The organism is Streptomyces litmocidini (assembly GCF_014649755.1).
Taxonomy (GTDB): domain Bacteria; phylum Actinomycetota; class Actinomycetes; order Streptomycetales; family Streptomycetaceae; genus Streptomyces; species Streptomyces litmocidini.
In genome coordinates, this window is sequence record NZ_BMTQ01000019.1 from 48,259 (window position 1) to 64,358 (window position 16,100).

General features: G+C 71.4%; 14 protein-coding genes and 1 tRNA gene. 5 read left to right on the plus strand and 10 right to left on the minus strand.

Annotated features, from left to right (window positions below; translation table 11 throughout):
- Nucleotides 1–107: 107 nt before the first annotated feature.
- The 3 genes from IE180_RS30735 to IE180_RS30745 are packed head-to-tail and all read right to left on the minus strand — an operon-like array spanning nucleotide 108 to nucleotide 2,174.
- Nucleotides 108–479 (minus strand): type II toxin-antitoxin system death-on-curing family toxin, encoded by a 372-nt coding sequence (locus IE180_RS30735; RefSeq protein ID WP_190160231.1) that lies wholly within the window; start codon nucleotides 477–479, stop codon nucleotides 108–110.
- On the minus strand, nucleotides 476–673 hold the full coding sequence (locus IE180_RS30740; RefSeq protein ID WP_109186064.1) for an Arc family DNA-binding protein: 198 nt from the start codon (nucleotides 671–673) through the stop codon (nucleotides 476–478). Before IE180_RS30740 ends, IE180_RS30735 begins: the two co-directional genes overlap by 4 nt.
- A 31-nt stretch (nucleotides 674–704) precedes the next feature.
- The gene (locus IE180_RS30745; RefSeq protein WP_190160232.1) at nucleotides 705–2,174 is read right to left on the minus strand and encodes an MFS transporter; all 1,470 of its coding nucleotides are present in this window, start codon (nucleotides 2,172–2,174) and stop codon (nucleotides 705–707) included.
- A 179-nt stretch (nucleotides 2,175–2,353) separates the two neighbouring features.
- Here IE180_RS30745 and IE180_RS30750 point away from each other — a divergent pair.
- Nucleotides 2,354–2,425, plus strand: a tRNA-Cys gene (locus tag IE180_RS30750).
- Nucleotides 2,426–2,493: 68 nt separating this feature from the next.
- On the plus strand, nucleotides 2,494–2,880 hold the full coding sequence (locus IE180_RS30755; RefSeq protein ID WP_190160233.1) for a phage holin family protein: 387 nt from the start codon (nucleotides 2,494–2,496) through the stop codon (nucleotides 2,878–2,880).
- A gap of 25 nt (nucleotides 2,881–2,905) precedes the next feature.
- On the opposite strand, the gene IE180_RS30760 is transcribed toward IE180_RS30755, so the two are convergent.
- The 3 genes from IE180_RS30760 to IE180_RS30770 are packed head-to-tail and all read right to left on the minus strand — an operon-like array spanning nucleotide 2,906 to nucleotide 6,357.
- A complete protein-coding gene (locus IE180_RS30760; protein WP_229861059.1) occupies nucleotides 2,906–3,580 on the minus strand; it encodes a hypothetical protein in 675 nt (224 codons plus the stop codon).
- Nucleotides 3,581–3,591: 11 nt separating this feature from the next.
- Complete coding sequence (locus tag IE180_RS30765; protein ID WP_190160235.1) at nucleotides 3,592–5,913, minus strand: DUF6571 family protein; 2,322 nt, start codon at nucleotides 5,911–5,913, stop codon at nucleotides 3,592–3,594.
- A gap of 15 nt (nucleotides 5,914–5,928) precedes the next feature.
- Nucleotides 5,929–6,357, minus strand: coding sequence for a hypothetical protein (locus IE180_RS30770; RefSeq protein WP_190160236.1), 429 nt, complete (start codon nucleotides 6,355–6,357; stop codon nucleotides 5,929–5,931).
- A 329-nt stretch (nucleotides 6,358–6,686) separates the two neighbouring features.
- On the opposite strand from IE180_RS30770, the gene IE180_RS30775 reads away from it, so the two are divergent.
- Genes IE180_RS30775 through IE180_RS30785 form a run of 3 tightly spaced genes read left to right on the plus strand, consistent with a single transcriptional unit; the run spans nucleotide 6,687 to nucleotide 11,945 of the window.
- A complete protein-coding gene (locus IE180_RS30775) occupies nucleotides 6,687–7,619 on the plus strand; it encodes a protein kinase family protein (RefSeq protein WP_190160237.1) in 933 nt (310 codons plus the stop codon).
- A gap of 4 nt (nucleotides 7,620–7,623) precedes the next feature.
- Nucleotides 7,624–9,789: a serine/threonine-protein kinase gene (locus IE180_RS30780; protein ID WP_190160238.1), complete on the plus strand. Its 2,166-nt coding sequence runs from the start codon at nucleotides 7,624–7,626 to the stop codon at nucleotides 9,787–9,789.
- Nucleotides 9,790–9,839: 50 nt separating this feature from the next.
- Complete coding sequence (locus IE180_RS30785) at nucleotides 9,840–11,945, plus strand: serine/threonine-protein kinase (protein ID WP_190160239.1); 2,106 nt, start codon at nucleotides 9,840–9,842, stop codon at nucleotides 11,943–11,945.
- 12 nt (nucleotides 11,946–11,957) lie between these two features.
- On the opposite strand, the gene IE180_RS30790 is transcribed toward IE180_RS30785, so the two are convergent.
- From IE180_RS30790 to IE180_RS30805, 4 genes are read right to left on the minus strand one after another with little or no spacing between them, the layout of a single operon-like run.
- Nucleotides 11,958–12,605, minus strand: a complete 648-nt coding sequence (locus tag IE180_RS30790) for a hypothetical protein (protein WP_190160240.1) — start codon at nucleotides 12,603–12,605, stop codon at nucleotides 11,958–11,960.
- Nucleotides 12,606–12,617: 12 nt separating this feature from the next.
- Nucleotides 12,618–13,283, minus strand: a complete 666-nt coding sequence (locus IE180_RS30795; protein ID WP_190160241.1) for a hypothetical protein — start codon at nucleotides 13,281–13,283, stop codon at nucleotides 12,618–12,620.
- An 8-nt stretch (nucleotides 13,284–13,291) separates the two neighbouring features.
- Nucleotides 13,292–15,610, minus strand: a complete 2,319-nt coding sequence (locus IE180_RS30800; RefSeq protein ID WP_190160242.1) for a DUF6571 family protein — start codon at nucleotides 15,608–15,610, stop codon at nucleotides 13,292–13,294.
- A gap of 52 nt (nucleotides 15,611–15,662) precedes the next feature.
- Nucleotides 15,663–16,082 (minus strand): hypothetical protein, encoded by a 420-nt coding sequence (locus IE180_RS30805; RefSeq protein WP_190160243.1) that lies wholly within the window; start codon nucleotides 16,080–16,082, stop codon nucleotides 15,663–15,665.
- Between the last annotated feature and the right edge of the window lie 18 nt (nucleotides 16,083–16,100).

A 16,100-nucleotide genomic window follows, 5' to 3' on the forward strand; every position in this document is an offset into this window, starting at 1 on the left:
ACCTTACCGGCGGCCCGGCCGGGATCTCGATCGAACACGGAGCGGGCGACGCCGTGACCTCGGCCGGTGCGGCGAGCATCACATCCGCCGCACGCCCCGGCCCCGGTTCAGCGCGCGAACCTCGGGAGCTGCGCGGCGATCTCGGGAACGTCGAGGGCCCCTTGGCAGACGTCCAGGACGAACGCCTCGGCCTCGTCGACGTCGAAGTCCGCGTCGAGCGGGTGCCCGTCCAGGTGCAGGAAGACCCAGGTCGCGTACCAGGCGATGCGCTTGTTGCCGTCCACCAGGCCGTGGTTGCGGGCCAGTGACTCCATGAGCGCGGCGGCCTTCTGCCACACGTCGGGGTAGGCGTCCTGGCCGAAGACGCTGGACCGCGGGCGAGCCAGGGCCGAGTCGAGCAGGCCGTAGTCCCGTACCTCGTCCGCCCCCAGCCTGGCGGCGAGGTTCAGCAGCTCGGGGAGGGCGAGGTAGTACGTCACGCGAGCCTCCGGTTCAGCTCCTCACTGACCTTGAGGACGTGCTCGGCCGCCTCGTCGAAGAGGCGGGAGTGCTCGTTCACGGCCCGGATCACGGCGTCGTGGGCGAAGGACTGCATGCTGCGTCCCTCGGCCTCCGCCCGCTCGCGCAGCGCGTCCAGCTCTTCCTCGGTGAACCTGACATTCAGACCGGCCATGCTTCACGGTACCGCGCGGTACCACACGGTGTCATCGGCCTTCCGACGGCTCTCGCAGCCGCGTCGCCACCCACACCCCGACCGCCGCCACCCCCGCCACCGGCAGGAAGACGGCCGCGAAGGCGGCCGGGTGGGAGCCGCCGGTCGTGCCCGCGTCCATCGCGTGGCCCACCGCGCCGCCGCCGAGCGCCGCGAAGGCCGCGCCGCCGGCCGCGAGGAGCAGGACGTTGGAGAGGCCGTCGGAGATCTGGAGCGCGGCCGAGTTGGCGCCGACCTCCTCGGGGGCCGAGAGCTTCATCAGGAGCACACTGGTCGAGGAGATCACCGCGCCCATGCCGAAGCAGCCGAAGGCCCAGACGACCGCGACCGTCCACGCCGGCACCCACGCGATCAGCACGGCGGGCGCACCGGCGATCGCGAGGGCGATGAGGAGCATGCCGAGGACGACGAACCGCTCCCGGTACGGCTCCGTCCACGGCCGGGACTGGATCCAGGAACCGAGCGCCCAGGTGAGGCCGCCGAGGGCGAGGGAGAAGCCGGCCAGGGTAGGGCTGAGACCGCGCTGGGAGACCAGCATCAGGGGGATGAAGGACTCCGCGGCGATGAAGGACCCGGCGGCGATGCCGCGGAGCAGGACGACGGAGGGCAGGCCTCGGGCGGCCCGGCAGGTGCCGCGCGGCAGCAGCCCGCGGACGGCGGGCACGAGCAGCGCGAGGCCGGCCGCGGCGGGCAGGAGGGCGAGCGGCCGCAGTTCCTCGCCCGCGTACTGGAGGAGGGCCGCGCCCGCCGAGATGCCGAGGGCCAGCACGATCCGGCGCCGGTCCCAGGGGGCGGGGGGCGCCTCCGGGTCGGCGGGGCCGGAGGCGGTGCGGCGGATCGCCGGGAGGGCGAGGGCCAGCGGGAAGACGACGAGGACGGGGATGCCGACGAAGACCCAGCGCCAGCCGAGCTGCTCGGTGATCGTCCCGGAGGCGAGGGGGCCGACGATGGAGGGCACGACCCAGCTCGCGGCGAAGGCGGCCATGATCGCGGGCCTGAGGTGTTCGGCGTAGGCCCGGCCCACGACCACGTACAGGGCGACGATGACGAGGCCGCCGCCGAGGCCCTGCACGGCACGGCCGAGGATGAACATCCACATGGCGCCGGCGGTCCCGGAGAGGAACAGTCCGGCGGCGAAGGCACTGATGCCGGTGGTGAGGGACGCGAGCGGGCCGCTCCGGTCGGACCACTGGCCGGCCAGGACCATGCCGAAGAGGCTGGTGGTGAAGTACGCGGAGAAGGCGAAGGCGTAGAGCGGGATGCCCTGCAGTTCGCGGGCGGCGACGGGCATGGCGGTGCCGACGGCGGTCGCCTCGAAGGCGATGAGCAGGACGACGGAGACCATGCCGATGCTGAGCGCCCGGTGGTCCGGGTCGAGGACGGAGCCCTTGGCGTCGCCGTGCGCGGGAGGGGGTGCGGGGGTGGGGGCGACGTCGGCGTCGCGGGGTTCGAGGGCGCTCATTCCCCCAGGGTAAGAGGCGAATGCCGGGATGGCTCCTGTCAGAAGTCCCGGTCCTCCTCGGCCCTCGGACGTACGACCACGAACGGAATGTTGCGGCGGTGTGGCAGTCGCATGGCACGCCCCCCGGAACCCTTGAGCCCCTCCCGGCCCCGCCCTACGGTCGTACTCGTGCACAACACGACCGTGTGCCCGAGTGGTTGAGGGGCTCGCCTGCAAAGCGAGTTACGCGGGTTCAATTCCCGCCACGGTCTCGGAGCGGGCCCCTTCGCGGGGCTCACGGATCTTCACAGCGCGCCGCCCGGTGTGCGACAGTCCGGCCATGAACGATCAAGGCAGGCGCCGACTGGGCGTCCTCGTCGGCGTGGGCCTCGCCTGCGGCCTGCTGCCCGGGATCACCCTGGGCGGCACGGAGACCATGGACAAGGTCCTCGCCGTCCTGATGGCGGCCCTCGTCATGACGATCGCCACCCAGCTGATCTTCGTCGGCCCCTCGGGCCGCGTCCCGCTCCCCGCCCTCCTGGCCTTCGGCCTCGCCGGCTTCGTCCAGGACGCCCTGATCTGGTGGCTGCTGTCCTGGCTGGGCCCGAAGATCGGCCACCTGCACGTCGAGGGCCTCGGGACGATCCTCCTCGCGGCCCTGATCACCCGGGCGACGGTGCTGCTCCTGTCCCAGCTGCCCCCGGCCGTGGAGACGGCCGGGGACTGAGCGCCTCCTGCCGCTCCCCGCGTTCTCAGGGCAGCGACTTCTCCGGCAGGGTGACCTTCTCGGCGCACCCGAGCAGCTTCCGGGTGCTTTCCACGAGCGCCTTCAGCAGCTGGTCCGCGGACACGGACCGGGCCGTGCGGCCCGTGTCGGACACGGAGACCTGGAGCGGCAGCCCCTCGCCCTGCCCGGCCCGGGTGCCGGGGACCGTGCACGGCATGACGAGGGGAGAGCCGCCGCCGATCTCCTCGCGGCGGTCGAGATAGGCCCCCTTCGCCACCTCGCGGAACTCGCGCACGTGCTTCCCCTTGGTCACAAAGGCCACGTCGTACATCGACCAGCCGACCGTGGCGATGACCCACGCTTCCTTCCCGTCGACCCGGCCCTCGATCTGGCAGGGCCGGAAGGTCGTGCGCGAGAGCCTGTCCGTGTCGGGATCCCAGTCCTGCGCCTCCGCGAGCATCCGCTCCTTCATCTCGGCGAGCGAGCGGTCGTGCGGCTGGAAACCCTTCCCGAGGTCGGCCCGGAGCGCCTCGACGTTCTGCTCCCCGAACACCTTCTCGCAGTTCTTCAGAGCGGCCGGGGGCACGGCCCCCGTACGCTCCTCCCGCCCGCCGTCCCCGTCGTCGGAGCACCCGCCCAGGACCAGGGCCGCTGTCAGGGTGCCGGCGACGATCCCCGACAGCCTCCGTGTCTTGCTCACTGCCCGCCGCCTCACTTGTTCGCGGTAAGGTCACCGACGCTCTTCGCGCCCGCGTTGTACGAGTCCTCGATCTCGCGGATCAGTTCCTGCCGCTCGGCCTGTGTCAGCCCCTGCGTCTCGGCGACGTTGAGGGCGGGCACAACCACGGCGCGCTGGCCTGCCTGGCGGGCTTCCACGACGGCGGAGTCCGCGTCGTCATCATTCTTGTACTCGTTGTCCTTGAGGTACTGCAGGGTGTCCGAGGCGTAGTCCGTGCTGATCGCGGAACCGACGGTATCCATGATGATCGGGACCGCGGTCGTTGCCACGAGTCCCGCGGCGGGCCCGAGCACCACGGCGGAGCCGACGCCCACCACTGCGGCGACACCGCCGCTGACGGCGGACTTCCGCCACTCGGCCTGCTTCTCCATCTCCAGGTTCTTGGCCTCCTCCTGGTCCTTGAACTCCAGGGAGATGGCGTCGATCCGCGACTCGTCGAGGATGCCGTGCAGCTTGGTCGAGTTGTGGAGGAAGGTGAGCTGGGAGTCCTTGTCCCCCTCCAGCGCCTTGAGGCCTCCGGCCTCGAAGACCTGCTGCGCGGCGGAGAGCGTCTTGTACCCGTCCTCGTCGCCCGCGACGGCGTTCATGAACCGGAGGCTGGCGCCCTCGCCGAAGTCCGTGCGCGAGCTTCCGTCGCTGCTCGTGCCGAAGAGCTTGTCCCGGCCGAGGGCGTCTCCGGAATCGCCGAAGTTGTACGTGGAGTAGTTCAGGTCGTCGATGTACGCCGCGCCCATCCGCCCCAGGCTGTCCATCAGCGGCTTGTGCTGTTCGCGGAGCTCGGTGTTCGTCCCGTACGAGTCGATCACCTGCTTCATGATCTCGGCGGACTTCTCGTCGCGGTGCAGCTGGGGGCTGGGGTCGTCCCAGCCGTGGCCCGTGGTCGCCGCCTCCAGGGCGTGGCCGAGGGCGTCCGGCATGTACTCCGCGGTCTTCTTCCAGTCGTCCGGGTTGTGCCCCTCGATGTCGGGGAAGAACTCGTACTCCTTGTTCTGGAAGTGGTCCAGGTAGCTCTTCTGGATCCCGTCCTTCTTCGGGTCCAGGTCCACCGTCCCGCCAAGACTGCCGTCCTGGTTGTACGACGTCGGCTCCTTCGAGAAGAAGTCCTTCGCCGCCTCCGGGCTGTGCCCCAGCGCCTCCAGCATCGAGATCATCGGGTCGAAGCCGGAGCCGTTGACGCCCGAGGGGTTGTACTGGTTCTTGAGCCAGCCGCCGCCGAGCGGCTTGCTGTTGGCGAAGAGGTACGGGTCCTTCGCGTGGAGCTGGGTGACGTGTTCCGCGATCGGGACCAGGAACTTCTTGTCGTAGTCGCCGTAGCGCATGATGCCGCCGAGCAACTGGTAGCCGAAGGCGGGGTTGTTGTCGTACTTGGCGAGGGGGATGCGCTCCGTGCCGAGCTTGCGCATGTCCGCCGACCACTTGTCGGTCCACGCGTCGCCGCCCTGCGTGGCCGTCGCCAGGTTGAGCCCCATGTTCTTCTGGAGCTCCTGGACGTCGGCCAGGCGCTGCTTGTCGACCTTCGAGTAGTCGTACGTGTCCGTGGAGAGCTGGCCGAAGAACTCCAGCGCCCCCTTCGGGCCCATGCCGTCGTAGAAGGTCCGGGAGAACTCCTTGGAGCCGCTGTTGTCCTTCAGCAGTTCGTTGAGGCGCATCAGCTCCTCGTGCGAGATGTCCCGGCCCTTCTTGGCGAGGTCGACGGCGCGCTGCGCCTCCTCGGCGTCGAGGCTGGTGTACTTCGGGGCGCTGAAGTTGTGCCGGTCCGCGGTGACGTCGGCCTTGAGCGCGTTGGAGCAGGACACGTCGGCGTCGTCGCAGGTCTCGACGATCGCGTCGATCCGCCGCTGCATCGCCTCGATGTCGGCGCGCTCCTTGCGGACCATCTCCTGGAAGTCGGGGTCGTGCCGCATCCCCTGGTCCTTGGTCTGCGACAGCGGCTCGACGGCCTCGACCGTGCCGTCGGACTTCACCCGGAAGCCCTTGGCGGGGGCCTCGGTCTCGACGATCTTCTTGAGTTCGTCCTTCGCCTTCTTGAAGGCGTTGTAGCCGTCCTCCAGGACCTTGTGGATGCCGTCGGCCTCCTTGGCGGCGTCGCCGAACTCCTTCGCCGTCTTGTCCACGAAGGGCTTGGTGACCTCGGCGTTCACCCCGCGCCAGTAGTCGTCCCTGGCCTTCGCGGCCATCGTCGACTGCGCGTCCTGGGCGAGGGTGTCGAGCTTGCCCTTCATCGCGGCCCAGTCGTCGGCCGCGGCCTTCATCTTGTCGAGCGGCGCCTGGTAGACGTTGTCGAAAGTCAGCACAGCAGGTCCCCCGCCCTACTTGAGGTACTCGTTGATCCTGGACGCCGAGAGGGCGGCCGCGATGTCCGCCTCTTCCTCGGCGTGCGAAGCCGCGCTGTAGTCCAGGTGGTTGGAGATGTTGGCGCAGGCGTCGAGCAGCGTGTTCAGCTGCGAGCTCCACGTCTCCTGGACGGTCGTCAGCGCGGCTCCGGTGAGGAAGCCGTGGCTGGACAGGCCCGCACCCGCCTCCGTCGTGCTCGTACGGGCGTGGTTGCCGTCCTTGACCAGCCGGCCGTGCAGGGCGTACGCGGCGCTGCCGATGGCGCCGAGCTTGTCCTGGTCGACGCTCAGGTCGGCGTTGCCCCCGCCGCCACCGCCGGGTTCGGGGGCGACCTGATTGAGCCTCATGTCCACGTTGGCCGTCGACGCGGTCCGTACGGACGCCCACTCCTGATCGAACGACATGCTCTCCCCCGCTGCTTCCGTGACCGCGTGACGGTGATCATTCCGGCTTCGCCCCAGCAAGTTCCACGGCCGGGGAAGCACCGCGATCCTAGCCTCCGCGCCCCCGTTCGAGCTCTGCTCTCCCGGGAAATATGGCATGTGCGAGATCATCACGGCGTACCCGCGGGTACTTCGCCTTCGCAACTCGGACAGCCCGGACGTTCCAGACCGCAACCGCCCGGCCCGGACCGGGCCGCCGCTGTCCCTGGCACGGGCCCTCTCCTCCCGTCTCGATAGGCTCGTCCCGCCTCCGTCGTCACGGGGTGCCGGAACGACGGGGGGACGCACACGTGGAACAGTCGCGCACGAGGGAGGGATCCGCGCGCCGGATCGGCCCGTACCGGCTGATCACCCGCCTCGATCCGCCCGACCGGCCCGACCGGCCCGACCGGCCCGGCTCCGCCGTCCCCTGCCGCCGTTTCATCGCCCGTACGGGTGACGGCGAGCGCACGGTCCTCCTGAGCGCCCCGCTGCCCGGCGCCGACCCGGCCCGCTTCGCCGCGGAGGCCGACGCGGCCCGCCGCCTCCTCGGCGCCTGGATCGCGCCGGTGACGGACCTGGCCGCCCCGGGCGAAACCCCCTGGTACGCGACCCCCTACCTCCCTGCGCTCCCCCTCCCCGTGGCCCTCGCCGTCCACGGCGGGCCGCTGCCCGAGGCGACCGTACGGGCCGTGGGCAGCGCCCTCGCCGAGGCGCTCGCCGCCGCACACGCCCAGGGCCTCACGCACGCCGGAGTCTCCCCCGCCGCGGTCCTGCTCACCGCCGACGGCCCCCGGCTGACCTGCTTCGGCGCGGTACGGGCCGCCTCGGCCGACGGTGAGCGGCGCACCGGCCTCCCGGGCCTGGACCCGGGCTCCCTCGCACCCGAGCAGGCGACCGGCGGCCGCCCGCGCCCCCCGGGCGACGTCCACGCCCTCGGCGCCGTCCTCGCGTACGCCGCGACCGGCCACACCGTGCCCGAACGTGACGAACTCCCGGCCGGGCTCAGGCCCGTGACCTCCTCCTGCCTGGCGCGCGACCCCGCGGACCGCCCGACCGCCGCCGACCTGACGACGGCCCTCGCACCGCCCACCCCGCACCGGACGGTCCTCGACACGGCCGGCGCCCTGTTCACGCCCGGCTGGCTGCCGGGCCGGGTGGTGGCGGCGCTGGCCCGCCAGTCGTCCGAACTCCTCGCGGCCGAACTCCCCGCCGACGCCCCCGACACCCCCTCCCGGACCTGACCCCATGCTGTCGCCCCTGACCCACGACGACCCGGCCGCCGTCGCCACGTACCGCCTCCTCGCCCGCCTCGGCTCCGGCGGCATGGGCACGGTCTACCTGGCGCGCACGCCCGGCGGCCGCACGGTCGCCCTCAAGACCGTGCACGCGCGCCTGGCCACCGACCCGGCCTTCCGCAGCCGCTTCCGCCTGGAGACGGACGCGGCACGGATCATCGGCGCGCGGCACGGAGCGGCCGTCGTCGACGCCGACCCGCTGGCCGAGACACCGTGGCTGGCCACCGAGTACGTCCTGGGGCCGCCGCTCGACGACGCCGTCGCGCTCGGGGGCCCGCTCCCCGAACCGACCGTCCGCGCCCTCGGCGCCGCACTCGCCGGGGCCCTCGCCCAGCTGCACTCCTCGGACGTGGTCCACCGCGACCTGAAGCCCTCGAACGTCCTCGTCACCGCGTACGGCCCGAAGGTCATCGACTTCGGCATCGCCCGCGCGGCCGGCGACGACCACCTCACCCGCACGGGGGCGGCGGCCGGCACGCCCGCCTTCATGTCGCCGGAGCAGGCGAGCGGCGAGGAACACACCGCGGCGGGCGACGTGTTCGCCCTGGCCGGCGTCCTCGTCTTCGCCGCCACCGGCCACGGCCCCTTCGGCACGGGCTCCCCCGCCGACCTCCTCTACCGCGTCCGCCACGCCGAACCCGACCTCACCGGCGTCCCGGAAGCCCTCGTACCCCTCCTGACGGCCTGCCTGTCCAAGGACCCGTCGTCCCGCCCCACCACGGGCACCCTGACGGAACACCTCCACGACGGCCACGGCGACTTCGCGGACCACCTGCCGCCCCTCCTCCTCGCCGACATCGCCCGCCGTGCGACGGACGTCTGGCTGCACACGCCCCACCGCCTGCCGGCACCGGCGGGATCCGCCGTGTCCGAGACCGTTTCCCACACCCCGCTCTCACGCCGCCGCGCCCTCCTCCTGGGCGGCGGCTCCGTGCTGGGCCTCGCGGGCGCGGGGGCGGGGGCGTGGACGTGGCTGAGCGCGCGGGACGACGCCGGGAGCAATCCGCCCACCGCGGGTCCGACCGCCGTCCCGGCCGCGACGGCGACGGCGGGGGACGGGGCGCCGGCGGCGCTGTGGCGGGGGGAGCACCTGGACAGCGGGGAGAGCATCACTCCGCTGCTCGCGGGGGACGTCGTGGGGTTCGCGGGGACGGCGGCGTTCCGGGCACTGAACACCTCGAAGGGCACCGAACTGTGGGCCGACAGGACCCCGCAGCCGAACCAGATCACCACGGACGGAACGTACTTCTACACGACCGGGCGCCCCAACGACGGCACCGTCGCGCTGCAGATCCGCACGCTCGCGCCCCGCACCGGCAAAGAGGCGGCCCGGTCCATCGAGCTCAAGGGCTTCGAAGGCTCCCGATTCGGCACGAACGTCCTCACCGCGTCCGGCGGGCGGCTCTACGCCACCTCCCACATCGATGACGGAGGGTCCGGCAACCACACCGGCCGGTACCTGATCTCCGTCGACCTGCGCACGGGCAAGGAAGTCTGGCGGCAGCCGTCCACGTGGGACGACTCCCGCCTCTGGCTCTCCCGAATCGTCGGCGGCCTGCTGCTCCTCGCCAAGAACAGCGGCGACCTCAAATCGTTCGACCTCCAGGTACGGGACGTGCGCACCGGGCGCCGACTGTGGCTGCGGAGCATCCCGCTCGAGGACTCCCTGCACTACCGGCCCGGCCAGCTCGCGACCGACGACCGGCACGTGTACCTCGGCGGTGACCGCCTCCGGGCGCTGCGTCTCGCCGACGGCGCCGTCGCCTGGGAACACGGCAAGGGCTCCTCTTTCGGATTGCCGGCCGTCTCGGGCGGTCTCGTCCACGCCAACGAGGCCGGCCGCGGTCTCGTGGTCGTCAGCGCCGACAGGGGTGCCGAGCGCTGGGAGGAGGCGCCCTCGGGCCGCAGCCTGTCCCCCGAACTCACCAGTGTCCCGGTGGTCGGAACGAAATACGTGTACGCCCCCGTCCGGGGCGGACTGAGCGCGGTCGACCGGACGACCCGCCGTTCGGCCTGGGTGTTCCCGACGGACGCGACCCGGTACGTCGTCGACAGAACGCGGGCCCGGATCCTCGGGGCGGGGGCGTTGTCCGTCGTGGCCGTTCCGTTCGCCTGATCCCGTCCCGGCCCAAGCCCTCGCACCTCGTCGACCCGGAAAGCAGCCTCGTGACCCCACAGCCCCTCGCCGCCGGCGACCCGCTCCGACTCGGTCCGTACCGCCTGCTCGGCGTCCTCGGCGAGGGCGGCATGGGCAAGGTGTACGTCGGCCGGGACGGCACCGGTACGACCGCGGCCGTCAAGGTCCTGCGCCCCGAACTCGCCCACGACCGGCACCTCGCGCAGCGGTTCGTCCGCGAGGCCGACGTGGCGCGGGCCGTCACGAGCAAGGGCGTGGCGCGGGTCCTCGGCGCGCAGACGGAGGGCGGACGGCCGTGGATCGCCGCCGAGTTCCTCGCCGGTCCGACGCTCGACGAGGCCGTCCGCGCGTACGGCCCGATGGACGTGCCGGCGGTCCGCGCCCTCGCCGCCCGGCTGGCCCGCACGCTGCACGACATCCACGCGGCCGGCCTGGTCCATCGCGACCTCAAGCCCGCGAACATCGTGCTCACCTCCACCGGTCCCCGGATCATCGACTTCGGCATCGCCCGCCCCGAGCACGGCCTCACGCTCACGACGACGGGCCAGATCCCGGTCACGCCGGGGTACGGGGCTCCCGAACAGGTCCTCGGACAGCGCGTCGGCCCGGTGTCGGACGTGTTCTCGCTCGGCGCGGTCCTCGCGTACGCGGCGAGCGGGCGGCGCGCCTTCGACGGCGCGCACGTGGCCGCGGTCCAGTACGAGGTCGTGCACGGGGCACCGGACCTGAGCCTGGTGCCGCCGGAGCTCCGGGAGCTGATCGGCCCGTGCCTGGCGAAGGACCCGGCGTTCCGCCCGGCTCCCCCGCGGATCGCGGAGGCCTTCGCCCCGCCGAAGGGCGCCGTCCGCGCCTGGCGCAAGGGCCCGCTGGCCGAGGACATCAAGCGGCGCGAGACGGCCACGAAGCGTCTGGCCGCGCCCGAGGACACCGCCGTACCGTCCTCGTCGCCGTCCCGGCGCCGCTTCCTCACGACGACGGCGGCCGGTGTGGCCGTGCTCGGCGCGGGCACCGGGGCCGGGGCCTGGTGGCTGAACCGGGAGCGGTCCCCGACCGCCGACGTGCCGCCGGCCGTGGCGGCCCCGGAGGCGGCCTTCGCCTCCCTCATCGACAGCGAGCCAGGCAAAGCCCCGAAAGCCCTATGGGGCCCTCTGGACGTCACCGTCCCGCGCGGGAGCCTCCCCCTGCCCGTGCGGGACGTGCTGATCGTGCAGGCGAGGACGGGCGGCCTGCTGGCCCTGTCCGTCACGGACGGCAAGGAACGGTGGCGGGCCGAAGGCATCCGCGCGGACGCTGGTTTCGTCTCCGTCGCCGACCGACTCGTCGTCGGTGCCGACGGGAAGGGCGTCCTGAAAGCGTTCGTCGCCTCCACGGGCGCCCCGGTCTGGCAGACCGGCGGCGATGCCGACGACGTCCTCGCCGCCGACGGCACTCAGGTCTACCTGGTGACGAAGGACAACCGGCTGCGTGCCGTGAACGCCTGGACGCTGGAGACGTCTTGGGAGCGTCCGATGCTCTCCCCCCGTTCCCCCAAAGGTCCTGCGAAGGCGGCCGCGGGCGGAAAGCGGCTCGTCGTCCACGGCCGAGACGGACAGGTCGACGTCGTCGACACCATGACGGGCACGACCGTGTGGAAGGTCGAGGGCCAGGGCGTCCACGGCCAGGTCCCCGCGATCGGCGGCAACACCGTCTACCTCGGCGGCCCCAAGCTGATGGCCAGACGCCTGGACGAGGGCGGCCATCTGTGGTCGAAGGACACGCTCAACTTCGCCAACCGGGAACTGGGCTGGTCCACCCCCACCGTCGACGGAGAATTCGTCGTCGCCATCGACGGCCACTGGGGCTCCCGCTTCAGCACCCTCGCCACCATCGACATCCCCCACATCGAGTGGTCGGAATTCCTGGATCATCTGCGCAGCACAACCGGTGTCCCCACCGCCCCGGCGGTGGAGGGCGAGACGGTGTGGCTGCCCGAACCCGACGGCGGTGCCGTCCGGGTGCTGAGGAGGACCACCGGCAAGAGACTGTTCACCTTGAGAATGCAGCGTAAGGGCCCCTACCAGCTCGTCAGCGACGCCCACCGCGTCTTCGTCGCACGCGGCGGAGGGATCGCGGCCATGCCGGTCTACGACGAGTGAGAGCTCCCGCTCCTACCGCCGCGCCTTCGCCGGCACGCCCCTCACCAGTCCCGTCCCCGTACATCCCAGCTCGGCGGCGACGTGCCGGGCCGCCGCGTTGGCCAAGGTGATCTGCTCGTCCCTGATGCCCGCGTGGTCGGCCTCGTTCTCGTCCGCGCGTTCCAGTTCGGCGTCGAGGACGATCTCGTGGGCGGGCGCCGGCATCCGGCAGGTGAAGTAGACCGAGGCGAAAAGGTCGGACGAGGTCGCGAGACGCCCGGTGGAGTAGGCCGTCACGGACGTCTTCGCGGCCTCGCCCGTCGGGACGGCGAGGGCCTCCCGGAGGGTGATGTTCAGGACGTTCTTCTCGTCCCCGGCCGCCTCCAGCGTGCAGAACGGGATGCCCTCCATGCGCTGCTTCCCGCCCTGCGGCGTCCGCGCCGCCTTCCGCAGCTCGCCGAGGACCCGTTCCGGATCGGACCGGTCGGCCGTCAGCCGGACGTCCTTGCCGGCGATGGCTTCGAGTGCCGAGGCCGCGTCGGGCTCCCGGGCGAAGCCCCCGCAGACCTCCGAGGCCGGCTGTCCCTGGGGGGCGGCGTCGTCGCTTCCCGACGTGCAGCCGGCCGTCGCCATCGCGAGGGCGGCGACCGGGAGCAGGATGCTGTGGGCGGTGGGGCGCATGGAAGAACCTTCTCAGGAGGACTTCGCGGCACGGGTCGGCACGCCGGTCGCCAGTCCGTCCCCCTCACAGCCCAGCTTCGCCGAGACGTCCCGGGCCGCCGCGTTGGCGAGGGTGATCAGGCGGGTGCGCTGCTCCTCGTCCGTCTCCTCGACGTCCGCCGGGCCCCGGACTGCCGTCTCGACGACGATCGGGTGGGCGGGCGCCTCGAGGCGGCAGGAGAAGAAGAGCTTGCCGAGGGTGGACGAGGAGAACGCCTCGACCCCGGTGGCGTACGAGGTCACGGACGTGGCGAGCTCCGGGCCCAGGTACGGCCCCTTCCCCACCGCGTTCACCTCGATCTTGAGGTTCTTCGACGCCTCTTCGGCGGCCTGGAGGCCGCAGTACGTCACCGGCTGCGGCCGGTACGAGTCGGCCCACGGCGCGGCGGCGTCCCCGCGCAGCCTGTCGAGGGCCTTCTCCGGCTTCGACAGATCGTCCTCGAAGCGCTCGCCGCCGAGGACGGCCTCGAGCGCCGCCGCGACCGGGGCGTCCTCGGCGAAGCCCCCGCAGGTCTCGGCGGCCGTCAGGCCCTCGGGTTCCTTCGCCGTTCCCCCGCCGCCGCCACCGCATCCGGTGAGGACGGCGGCGACGGCGAGGGCCGTTGCGGCCCCGGTCAGTACGGACCGCGTGTGCGTCACTGTGTGCGTCACTTCTTCTCGTACGGGTCGGGCAGCGAGTTGTCGCGGGCGTGCATGCGCGAGTCCCGGACGTACTTGACCAGTTCCTCGTCGAGGTAGTTGCGGTCCTTCTCGCTCCAGCCGGGGGCGTTGGCGTAGGCGATGCCGGGGCGGAGGGCGTTCTCCTTGCCCATGGCCAGTGCCTCGTCCGAGAGGTCGTCCGACTTCTTCTTGAGCAGCTCGTCCTTCTCGTACTTCTCCGCCATGTCGTCGGCCTCCATGCCGATGACGGTCGTGACCGCGCCGCCCACCGTCTCGGCGGCCAGCGGGACCAGGACGCCGCCGGCGCCGCCGGTCAGGACCGCGATGCCACCGGCCGCCGCCGCGCCGACGCCGAACTTGACCCACTCGGTCGTCCTGCCGACGGCCTTCTTGTGCTCCTCGGAGTCCTTCTCGTAGTCCTTGTCGATCTGCGCCATGCGGGACTCGTCGAGGATTCCCTGCGTCTCCGACCCGATCCGCAGGGTGGTCCGCGCGTCGGTCAGGTCCCGGTCGTCGAAGGTGGAGCCGGGCTTGGGGCCGACCTGGTCGAGGACGCTGGTCGTGTACAGCGACTCGGCCGCCGAGAGCGTGGAGTGGCCGGTCTCGCTCTGCGCCACGATGCCCATGAAGTTGACGGCGTCGCCGCGGTTCCAGAGCAGGCCGGTGTCGAACTCGGAGCCGAACCGCGACCCGCCCTTGCCGTCGTTGAAGCCGAAGGGGGAGTTCCGCTTCTCCTCCATCGTCGTGTCGCTGTCCGTCTCCAGGGAGCGGTTCAGCTCGTCGATGTAGGCGGCGCCCATCTTGCCGAGGCTGTCGTCGATGCCCGGCTGCTCGTGCATGTACTTGGGGTCGCTGCCGTACCGCTCGACGACCTTCTGCATGACCTCCGCGTTCTCCTTGGTCCGCACGTCCTTGAGGCCCTCGGCCTCGGCGTCGTACGGGTGGCCGGTGGTCGCGGACTCCAGGGCGTGACCGAGGGCGTTGTAGCCGGGCTCCTTGGTCCGGTCACCCTTGTCGTTGATCTCCTCGGGCCACTCGCGGTCCTTGGTGAAGTAGTCGAACGGGTCGAGCTTCTTGTCGTCCTTGGTGTTCTCGGGCGTGAGGTCGATGTCGCCGTTGAAGAAGTCCGTGGACGCCTTGGGGTTGTGCCCGAGGCCCTCCATGAAGCCGACCATGGGGTCGTTGCCCAGGTCTCCGCCCATCCAGTTCAGATGGCTCGGGCCGCCGGTCAGCTGGTGCCAGGCCCGGTCGGCGGGCAGGCGTCCGTCGCCGGTCATCTTGCGTTCGGTGATGACGAGCCCGGTGCCGTAGTCCTTGAGGAACTTGTCGTCGTAGTCGCCGACCCGCATCAGGTTGCTCATGACCTGGAAGCCGTACGGGCTGGTGCCGCGCGTGTGGATCGGCTCGCTGCCGGCCTTGATGACGTCGGCCTTCCACTGCTCCATCTCGGGGCTCGTGGAATGGGTCGCGGTGGCGAGCGTCAGACTCCAGTTCGTCTGGAGTTCCTTCAGCTTGTCGCGGTGGTCGACGCCGAGCCGGGAGCCGTCGCTCGGGTCGCCCATGTCGGCCCAGTACTCCATGCTGCCCTTCGGTCCGACCTCCAGGGCGAACTTCTCGGCGAAGTACGGGTCCTTCTGATTGGCCTTGAACAGGGCGTTGAGCTTGTCGATCTCCTCGGGGGTGGCGTCGTCGCCCTTCTTGTACAGCTCGTAGGCGGCGTGCGCGTCCTCGGCGTCCTGCGCCTTGGAGGCGGCCTTGAGGGAGTCGTAGCTCGTGCCGGAGAAGTTCATCTTGTCGCTGCCGACGAGTCCGCGCAGGGCGCGGGAGGCGACGTCGTCGGCGTCGTTCGCCCGGTCGATCGCGGCCTTGATCGCCGACCGCATCGCCTCGAAGTCGGCCTGCTCGGGCTTGGGACCGTCGTAGTCCTTGGAGCGGCGGTCGGGGTGGACCAGATAGCTGACGACACCGTCGGGGTCGATGCGGATGCCCTTGCCCGGCGCTTCCTGGACCAGCTTCTCCAGCTCGGACTTGGCCGCCTGGAACTCGCCCTGCGCGTCCCGCAGGATGTTGCGGATGCTGCTCGCCTCGGTAAGGGCGTCGCCGAACTCCTTGGCGGTCTTGCGGACGAACGCCTGGGTCACGCCGGCGTTCTCGCCCTTCCAGTCGGCCTTGTCGGCCTTGCCCTGGAGGCCGGTCTCGGCCTTCTCCTTGGTCTTCTCCAGCTTGGTCACCGTCTCCCCCCAGACGGTGACGGCCTCTTTGAGGCCGCTGAGGTTGGCATGGAGGACCTGTTCGAACTTCAGCATCTGTTTCCCTCGTCAGCCGTGCGCGATCGTCGTGGCCGTCACCGGCTCCGGCTTATGTGAAGTGCTTGTCGAGATCGGACATGGAGAAGTTCGCGATGAGCGACTCCTCGTGGTTGACGTGGCTGACCACGGTGTCCTCGAGGTGGTTGTGGATGTGCGCGCAGGCGCTGAGGAGCGCCTCGGCCTGGTCGCGCCAGGTGTCCCACATCGTCCACATCGCCGATCCGGTCAGGAACCCGTCGCCGTCGAGGCTCTTGGCGGCGGTGTCGGTCTGGGCGCCCGCGTGGAAGGCGTCCCGCTCGAACCAGTGGAAGAGTTCCTGGGCCTCGTTGCCGATGGCCTTGAGGTCGGCGGAGGTCACCTTGTAGTCGCTGGCACCGCCACCGCCGCCGCCACCCTCGGCGGGCACGCTGTTGAGCCTCATCGCCGCGGTCTCGCTGCGGACTTGGCTCCATTCCTCGTCGAACGACATCTACTTCCCCATGAGTGA

Coding starts and splice junctions, on each gene's coding strand:
- IE180_RS30755 (WP_190160233.1), top strand. CDS start 2,494: ATGAACGATCAAGGCAGGCGCCGACTGGGCGTCCTCGTCGGCGTGGGC.
- IE180_RS30800 (WP_190160242.1), bottom strand. CDS start 15,610: ATGCTGAAGTTCGAACAGGTCCTCCATGCCAACCTCAGCGGCCTCAAA.
- IE180_RS30740 (WP_109186064.1), bottom strand. CDS start 673: ATGGCCGGTCTGAATGTCAGGTTCACCGAGGAAGAGCTGGACGCGCTG.
- IE180_RS30770 (WP_190160236.1), bottom strand. CDS start 6,357: ATGTCGTTCGATCAGGAGTGGGCGTCCGTACGGACCGCGTCGACGGCC.
- IE180_RS30780 (WP_190160238.1), top strand. CDS start 7,624: ATGCTGTCGCCCCTGACCCACGACGACCCGGCCGCCGTCGCCACGTAC.
- IE180_RS30805 (WP_190160243.1), bottom strand. CDS start 16,082: ATGTCGTTCGACGAGGAATGGAGCCAAGTCCGCAGCGAGACCGCGGCG.
- IE180_RS30745 (WP_190160232.1), bottom strand. CDS start 2,174: ATGAGCGCCCTCGAACCCCGCGACGCCGACGTCGCCCCCACCCCCGCA.
- IE180_RS30790 (WP_190160240.1), bottom strand. CDS start 12,605: ATGCGCCCCACCGCCCACAGCATCCTGCTCCCGGTCGCCGCCCTCGCG.